This is a genomic window from Sulfurovum sp. bin170, assembly GCF_010892395.1.
GTDB lineage: Bacteria > Campylobacterota > Campylobacteria > Campylobacterales > Sulfurovaceae > UBA1140.
Window position 1 is genome coordinate 1 of the sequence record NZ_JAACKB010000162.1, and the last position, 7981, is coordinate 7981.

The following is a 7981-nucleotide window of genomic DNA, read 5'->3' on the forward strand; positions in this document are numbered from 1 at the left end:
ACAACTATTTATAGAGCTTTGCCTTCATGCTTCTACTATATAGCGGTTCACTTTTATCCAATAGATTCCACTCTATCTCCACAGAGTAGTAGTCTGTAGCCTCACCTATAATTGTAAAATTCATATAGATACTACTGTTTTGATAATTTTTTGCAGGTATATTTTTATTAGTCCCACTCAATTTTATGCTTTTCCCATCAATCAATACCGTATCAAAATCTAAACTGTTCTTTGCAGGTTCACCATTATAGGTAAGTGTCGCCATCTCAAAATTTTCAATTTTTGCTGTTTTCAAATCAGCAGAAAACTCAATGGCAGAGTTAAAACTATCTACTTTTGTACAAGCCACCCTATCCTCATCGCGAAGTTCAATTGCAAAGCTTTTACCTGCAAGAGCCAAACTTGATGGCACAGTATCAAGATACATATCACTATTATCATAAGATGCACAATATGGTTTCTCCTCCTCACCATTCATAGAACTATTACCAGCTTTCATATATTTACAGACATAAACAAACCCATCTTTCATATCTCCTGTTTTATATTGAGCTGTAGCACAACCAACCTCTCTAGTCTCTTGCCAAATCACCTGTGTATAGTGTCCACACTTAATTCTACTCCCATTATCATAATAGTCCTCTTGACAAGAGCCATCAGCATAGTTATAGAGTACTTTCTCTTCATCATACCAGTGAGGCATAGCATCAGCAGTGGTAAGTGCTACCCTTTCACTATGAGCATAAAGATTCTCTCCATACCCTTTTACTCCATTCTCTGGGTCATGCTCAAACCTTCCATTAGATGCCAAAACATCAGCATAAGCCTGTGCAGCCTCTTCCAACGCCACACTATAAGTCAAATCAGAATCTGTATAGTAGCTTCTTCTCTTCTCGTTATGTAGATTTAACACTTCTGCTTGAAGAGAAGTCAACTCTTGTAAGCCTACTGTTACTATGGCTATATCTTCTGCCAATGATTGCTCCTCCGAAGCTGTATCATCATCACCTCCACAACCTAAAAACATAGCCATCACACTAACAGCTGTTACTAATCTAATCGACCTCAAAAACATAAATATCCTCTCCTACTCTTCCAATATAAGACCTGCTCTATTGATTCTCTTCCAACTCCCACCATTGAGCATACTATGCTCACCCTCTTTCACCTCTTGACAGCCCACACATATCTCTGATATACCATTGTGAAAAGGGAAAGCGAAATCATAAATAGGTTTTAATACTATATCCAAAGTTTTGTTAAAGAATCCTATTTTACCATTAATTCTTGTTCTTGCTAAGCCCTCTCTAAATCTATCAGCTTCTCCATTATCATCTCTAATAACAGAGATTGCTTTACCATCTTCTCTTACATAGTACCAACTGTTTCCAATAAGTGTAGCAACCAAATCTTGCCCTGAAAAGTCTAAATTTTGAAGATAATCTCTACTAAGATAAGTAGAGTACTCTTCTCTCTCTTTGATTTGTGTAGAGCTACACCCAAAAAAGAGTAGAGGTAAGAGAAGTAGAGATATAGAAGATAAAAGAAAAAGTCTCATAAAATACCTTTTCTTTTGATTATAGCGATATAAAATAAAAATCTTAGGAGATAAAGGTCAAGTCCCCTATCTCAATATCCAATCCACCACCCCTTCAACATCCTTATCACTTATCTTTTTAAATGAAGGCATCGGAAGCTTTCTGTTCTCCCATTTTCCCTTTGTTCCATCTTTGATACTTTGAATAAGCATCTCTCTATCTTTTTTCTCATATTTATCAGATATCATCTTAAAGGATGGGGCTACCACCTTATCTTTTTCCATACCATGACATGTTAGACACCCTTTTTGCTCCATCACTCGCTCATGTGGTGGCATATTCTTAAGTCGTCTCTCTTCTGCGAGTTGCTCTAGGAGTTTTTTGTTGTCATAATACTCATACATATATTCAACCATCGCCTCTACCTCATCGTCGGTGACTTTTCCTTTTTGTGATGGCATAAGACCATAGCTATCCAGACTTGCTTTGTCACATATTGATTTTTCAGCCGTAGGATTGACAACATAATCCTGTACAAAAGAGATAATTTTGGACTTATGCTCTGATGGATTGCTTGATGTTATTAAATCTTTGAGATGAAAGGTAACTGCCATAAGGGAGGGGGCAATCTCATTATCATAGTTCTTAGGTGGCATATCCAAATTGTGACAGGATGCACATTTTTGAGTCAACAGCTCTTCACCATCTAGCTTCTGCTTTGGCTTGTCATTTATGCACCCAGTAAGCAAGAGGAGTGTGGCAAGGGAGAGATATATTTTTTTCATCAGAGTATCCTTTTTATAATTAACCATTATAATAGTTATTGGTATCAATTATAATACAACTCTCCTTAAATAAGAGTAAACCACTCTTATTTAATCCTATTTTCAAATAGTTTAACCTTAAAGTATTTAAAAATAAGATGTGTGTTAAAAAAAGAGGAGAAGTTTTGAGGAAGAAGGTCAAAAACCCCTCCTCATTCAAAGTAGAGACAAGGCATGCCTTGTCTCCACGGAATTAATAGTGGTCTTTCCACATAGCTTGTTTCCAGTAATAAGCCAACACTGTGAATATGATAAAGAATAGAATTACCCATGGTCCAAGTGCCTCTCTAGCTGGTTTACTAGGGTCACCTGAAATTTCAAGATATGCCATAACTTTATCCATACCTTCTTGATTAACCCCTACTCTAGGCATAGCTGTACCAGCCATTTGACCTTGAGGATTCTCGATGAATGTCTCTAGGAAATGGTGACTTCTAGCTCTGATTATCATAGACAAATCAGGCGGAAGTTTACCCATATAGTCAGCAACCAACGATTGCTCTTCTGCTACAGCTTGTTTGAACTTCAACGCATCAATATCAGCACCTGTAGCGAGATTTCTCTCAGTTGCAGGAACTGTACCAATTTGTGTCCATTTAACATATCTGTTGGCATGACATCGTCCACAAGCCTCTTCATATGCTTGTTTTGGTGTTACGAGACCACTCTTATTTGCTTTCAAGTATGCAACAACATTCGCAATATCTTGTGGCTCTGAGACCATCGCTTTGATGCTACCCATTGGGTGTGTCATCGTATCAGCATACTTGTGGTCAACATTAGATGCCATCGCTGGGTCTTTAATCAACGCAATCAAGTAATCTTTGTCATATATAGTACCTGCATGGTCTAATACAGGAGGAATAACACCACCCATATTGGCAGCACCATCCATGTGACAACCCATACACATTGCATAAGTAGCTTCACCAGCTACTGCGTCACCTTTGAGTGCAGATATTGTTTTAACATCTGCCCAAAAAGCTTTTTTTGCTTCTACGGTATCTTTTGATGCCTCTGCAATATCTGCTTTACCATCATATTTCAACTCGTTATAATCTACATGCTTATGCATCTGTCCGTGAGCGAATGGCTCAACTCCCCAGTATAATATTAGAGTTAAGACTGCAACAACTCCGAATATTTTCAGTTCTTTATTCATCTTATACTCCTTATATCTTTTTTTCTAATTTTGTTATGATTGGTAATATAATCCATAGAACAAAGAACATAATCGCTGCCCAGAATCCAATTACATTCCAAATACCCTCAGGTGGAAGTTTACCCATAAATGTCAAGACAATGACATTAATCAACATCGCCCAGAACCAGAAGTGGAACAATCCTCTTTTGTTTGCAGGTGCAACATTTGGACTTCTATCCAAGAATGGAAGCATCATAAAGATAACTTGTGAAATCGCAAATGCAATCAGACCTAAATCTGTTGGGAACGGTCTAAGAATCTCATACGACCACAAGAAATACCACTCAGGATAGATGTGTGCAGGAGTACTAAGTCCGTTTGCAGGGTCAAAGTTTACTGGGTCCATTGCAAAGTTAAAGTGGTAGAAGACAAGATAGAAGAACAGGACAAAATAGACACCCATTACAAATACATCTTTACTTAAGAATACAGGGCTAAACGGAATAACCTTAGACTCTTTTACCTTACCAGCTTTGTAAAGCTCTGCAGCTTCATCATAATCAAAATCTTCACCATCTTGGTTGTTAACATGTGGGATTCTAAGTGTTCCGAAGTGGAATACAATCGCACCGATAATCAACAATGGCAGCAAGAATACATGTAGCATAAAGAATCGTGTCAAGTACGCTTGAGCAGGAACATAATCCCCTCTAATCCACTCAACAAAACCTGTAGCCTCTAGTGAACCACCAGCAAATAGATTGGTAATAACCATACCAGCCCAGTAACTCATCTGTCCCCAAGGTAACATATATCCAGAGAATGCTTCAGCTGAAAAAAGTACAAACAGTAACATACCTGAAATCCAGATAAGCTCTCTACCTTTTTTATATGAACCATAATAGATACCTACAAACATGTGGATATAGATAATCAAGAATACTAGTGATGCACCAATACCATGAACATGTCTCCACAACCAACCATAACCAACCTCTGTCATAATCAAGTAGTTTACACTATCAAATGCCAAATCTACACTTGGGTTATAGTACATTAAAAGGAAAATACCACTAATGGTCAATATTCCAAATGTAGCAGCCAAAACCATACCCATCGCCCATAAGAAGTTAATGTTCTTTGGAATCCAGTACTCTGTCTGCATAACTTTGTTAAGTGTGGTGATAGCTATCCGTTGGTCTAACCACTCATATACGCTTTTTGCGCCTTCAATTCGTGCCATAATCTACCCCCTATACCTTTCTTGTTAGGCCATCGGCTAACAACTTCTCATATTCAGGACCAGTTCCACCTAGTACCATTTTTGTTCCACTTATACTAAATGGAGGAATATCCAATGGCACAACAGGTGGCAAGTTAGGTAGATTGACACCAGAAGCATCAAATTTTCCACCATGACAGGCACACAAGAACTCTTTTTCTGCTGGTTTATAAGAAGGAATACAACCCAAGTGTGTACATAACCCCACATTTACCAAATATCTATCTTCTCCTACTACAATATCTCTATCATGTGGCTTCATATCTTTTGACTTTTTCATCAAAAAGATTGGTTTACCCCTCCACTCTTTGGTGGTTATCTCATTCTCTTTAGCGTCTGTCAAATCGATTGTTGTAAAACCTGCAGCTTTTACACTTGGAAGTGGATCCCAAGATTTTTTCATTGCATATAATGCACCGATACTACCGAGGGCTGTAAAACCGCCCAGAGCCATACCCATGAAGTCTCTTCTACTACTCATACCTTTCCTTTGTAATTAATTTCATTCCTATTATGGCAAAACAATTACTATAAATTGATGATATTCATCATATTTGAGACAATTTTTTTAGCCTTTTGGGTGTTTCGGTGACAATCCAAAGTATTAGGAAACACCACTTGTTGATAACTGTGTCTATCAAAGCCATTGAGCGTTTCAACTTGTAGCAAACTTAATATTTTTTTTATATTTACACTCAAAGGTTTAGTTAAAATATAGACCACTTTAGCCCCACTAACCCTCGCTTCAAATACACACTGTAGGGAAGTTGTCACTATTCGTTCACTTTTACAAATCAGCTCGATATACTCCTCCGCTTCATGTAACTTTTTAAATATTTTGGCTAAATCATCCTCATATTTGACATAAAAGTAGTGTCCTAAAAGTAGCTCCATATCCATATCTTTAAAGAAATCAGCATTGGACAGTATGGTTTTATCTGCATCCGAATCACTCAAAAAGAAAACTGTTCTATCCTCTTTCTCATACTCCTCAAAATAGATCTCATCAATGACCACAGGTTCATCAAGGACGGTTTCACCATAACGAGAAGCATCATCCTCACTCTGTGCAAATCTAAAAACATGTCTAAACTCACGACAATACTTCTCCAATCTCCCTCTATCATCCTCTGGACTATCTATAATAACAACATCGCCATGCGTTGCAATTGCATCTATATCTTGTATCGTCTCGATATGAACAGAATCAGCAATCCCAAACTCTCTAGCCACCAAACTTGCCCTAAAATCATTCACTAAAAGTAATGTATCTAATCCTTTTTTATCAAACTCCTTTAACAGAGCGGTTGCTTTCTTAAGCCTATCTAGTCCATTTTTATGTCCTGTATGAGCATAATAATATAGTTTCATATCAATCCTTATCTATCAATTTCTCCTATTTTAATACAACTTATAGCTATTCTCTCTTGTTCAACTCAAAACTCTCTACCACAAACATCATATTTGAGGTTTTGAAACACCATTTTGTTAAAATGAATACGATATAATTCGACTCAAAAAAGGAAATCTCCATGCTAAAAAGATTCCAATTATCTATCCTACTCCTCCTCTATCTACTCACTACATCCTCCTCACTCCTCCAAGCAGATGCACACATATTTGTCTATCATAGGTTTGGAGATACCCGACACCCCTCAACCAATACAAGCATAGCAGAGCTACGAAAAGAGTTTAACTATTTCAAAAAAAATGGCTATAAAGTTGTAAAACTAGAGACCCTAATCAACGCTTTAAAAGAGGACAGAGAGATTCCAGATAACTGGATTGTATTAACCATAGATGATAACTTCAAAAGCTTCTATACAAAGGGTCTACCAATCTTCAAAGAGTTTGGATACCCATTCACGATATTCTTATACCTAAAAGCAACCCAAGAGGGATACAAAGACTACACCTCTTTTGACCAACTTAGAAAGATTGCCAAATATGGTTCATTTGAGTACCACTCTTACGCACACGCCCACATGGTAAACATGAGCGAAAAGGAGATACGAGAGGATTTTGACAAAGGGTTAGCCATCTTTGAAAAAGAGTTTGGAATCAAACCTAAATATTTTGTCTATCCCTATGGTGAATATAATGAGCAACTAGAGAGAATCACCAAAGAGTATGGTTTTGAAGCTGTTCTCAACCAAAATATGGGGGCTGTCTCAAAAGGGACAGATATTTTTGATATAGATAGATGTGCCTTGGTTGGAAAACCTAAGCTAAAGACCTATCTTAATTTCGATGAGTTGCATAATGTAGAGATAGTAGAGCCTACAAGCTATCCAAAAAATGGAATTTTAACAAGAGTAAAAGCAAAAGTTGAGAATAGTGCTAAAAAAGCATTTGTCTATATTCGTGGTCATGGATGGAGACCCGTTAAAGTCAAAGATGGGATTATTGATTATAAAACATCCAAAAAGATAAAAGGGAAGAGAATGAAAATTGGGATTCAGGTTGGAACGAAGCTAAAAGTCAAGGTTTTTATGGGGGAGTAAATTGATTTTACCCCTCACTCATCCCAAGCACATCCTCAATATCTTCATAATCATACCCCTCATATCCACTACTCTGAGAAGATATAGCAAAAACAGCCATACGGTCAGCCAGTTCATTCCCCTCAACACCAGAGTGACCCTTGACATGCTTGATAACAACTCTACTCTTCAAACCATCATAGAGTTCATGAGCTAGTTTTATAATCTCCAGATTTTTAATCTCTCCACTTTTTTTCGTCCACCCCTTACTCTTCCAACCATAAGCCCACTTGGTAACACAATCAATACTGTATTTAGAGTCAGAATATATTGTAACTTTGGATGGTACATACTCACTTGAAAGCAACATCGCTTTATAGAGAGCATTTAGCTCTGCTGTGTTATTCGTCCCTCGTTCTTCATACTCTCCATATAGTAGAGTTGGCTTACTCTTACCATGATAGATAGCCAAACCACTACCTGCCTTTCCAGGATTGCCTTTACACGCTCCATCACAATATATTGTTATAGTATCAGACGAGACCTCTACAGGCTTCTCCTTTTTCTCACTCTTTTTATCATCACTCTTGTTTTTGTGAAAATCAGCCAAAAGTTGATAATTTTTGACTATCTGCTCTTGGGCTTTTAGTGCTAGTTTTCCCCTCAACAGAAGAAACAGATTTGTATCTTTTGTTGAGAGTTCCATATCT

The 7981-nt window shown here is 37.4% G+C and carries 9 protein-coding genes; 1 reads left to right on the plus strand and 8 read right to left on the minus strand.

The window, feature by feature from the left end; translation table 11 throughout:
* Nucleotides 1-4: 4 nt before the first annotated feature.
* The 7 genes from GSY74_RS03800 to GSY74_RS03830 all read right to left on the minus strand — a co-directional run bounded on the left by GSY74_RS03800 (nt 5) and on the right by GSY74_RS03830 (nt 6159).
* On the minus strand, nt 5-1075 hold the full coding sequence (locus GSY74_RS03800) for a CAP domain-containing protein (RefSeq protein WP_164663778.1): 1071 nt from the start codon (nt 1073-1075) through the stop codon (nt 5-7).
* A 12-nt stretch (nt 1076-1087) separates the two neighbouring features.
* Nucleotides 1088-1558 (minus strand): WG repeat-containing protein, encoded by a 471-nt coding sequence (locus GSY74_RS03805; protein WP_164663779.1) that lies wholly within the window; start codon nt 1556-1558, stop codon nt 1088-1090.
* A gap of 66 nt (nt 1559-1624) precedes the next feature.
* Nucleotides 1625-2323 (minus strand): c-type cytochrome, encoded by a 699-nt coding sequence (locus GSY74_RS03810; protein WP_164663780.1) that lies wholly within the window; start codon nt 2321-2323, stop codon nt 1625-1627.
* A 232-nt stretch (nt 2324-2555) separates the two neighbouring features.
* Nucleotides 2556-3524, minus strand: coding sequence for a c-type cytochrome (locus GSY74_RS03815; RefSeq protein ID WP_164663781.1), 969 nt, complete (start codon nt 3522-3524; stop codon nt 2556-2558).
* Between the two features lie 10 nt (nt 3525-3534).
* The gene (locus GSY74_RS03820) at nt 3535-4749 is read right to left on the minus strand and encodes a cytochrome bc complex cytochrome b subunit (RefSeq protein ID WP_164663782.1); all 1215 of its coding nucleotides are present in this window, start codon (nt 4747-4749) and stop codon (nt 3535-3537) included.
* 10 nt (nt 4750-4759) lie between these two features.
* Nucleotides 4760-5269, minus strand: coding sequence for a Rieske 2Fe-2S domain-containing protein (locus GSY74_RS03825; RefSeq protein ID WP_164663783.1), 510 nt, complete (start codon nt 5267-5269; stop codon nt 4760-4762).
* 47 nt (nt 5270-5316) lie between these two features.
* Nucleotides 5317-6159, minus strand: coding sequence for a hypothetical protein (locus tag GSY74_RS03830; RefSeq protein WP_164663784.1), 843 nt, complete (start codon nt 6157-6159; stop codon nt 5317-5319).
* Nucleotides 6160-6320: 161 nt separating this feature from the next.
* Between GSY74_RS03830 and GSY74_RS03835 the strand changes: the two genes are divergently transcribed.
* The gene (locus GSY74_RS03835; protein ID WP_164663785.1) at nt 6321-7292 is read left to right on the plus strand and encodes a polysaccharide deacetylase family protein; all 972 of its coding nucleotides are present in this window, start codon (nt 6321-6323) and stop codon (nt 7290-7292) included.
* Nucleotides 7293-7299: 7 nt separating this feature from the next.
* Here the strand turns inward: GSY74_RS03835 and GSY74_RS03840 are convergent.
* Nucleotides 7300-7981 (minus strand): ribonuclease HI (locus GSY74_RS03840; RefSeq protein ID WP_164663786.1); only part of this gene is annotated, 682 nt, incomplete at its 5' end.

Coding starts and splice junctions, on each gene's coding strand:
- GSY74_RS03830 (WP_164663784.1), bottom strand. CDS start 6,159: ATGAAACTATATTATTATGCTCATACAGGACATAAAAATGGACTAGAT.
- GSY74_RS03820 (WP_164663782.1), bottom strand. CDS start 4,749: ATGGCACGAATTGAAGGCGCAAAAAGCGTATATGAGTGGTTAGACCAA.
- GSY74_RS03805 (WP_164663779.1), bottom strand. CDS start 1,558: ATGAGACTTTTTCTTTTATCTTCTATATCTCTACTTCTCTTACCTCTA.
- GSY74_RS03825 (WP_164663783.1), bottom strand. CDS start 5,269: ATGAGTAGTAGAAGAGACTTCATGGGTATGGCTCTGGGCGGTTTTACA.
- GSY74_RS03815 (WP_164663781.1), bottom strand. CDS start 3,524: ATGAATAAAGAACTGAAAATATTCGGAGTTGTTGCAGTCTTAACTCTA.
- GSY74_RS03835 (WP_164663785.1), top strand. CDS start 6,321: ATGCTAAAAAGATTCCAATTATCTATCCTACTCCTCCTCTATCTACTC.
- GSY74_RS03810 (WP_164663780.1), bottom strand. CDS start 2,323: ATGAAAAAAATATATCTCTCCCTTGCCACACTCCTCTTGCTTACTGGG.
- GSY74_RS03800 (WP_164663778.1), bottom strand. CDS start 1,075: ATGTTTTTGAGGTCGATTAGATTAGTAACAGCTGTTAGTGTGATGGCT.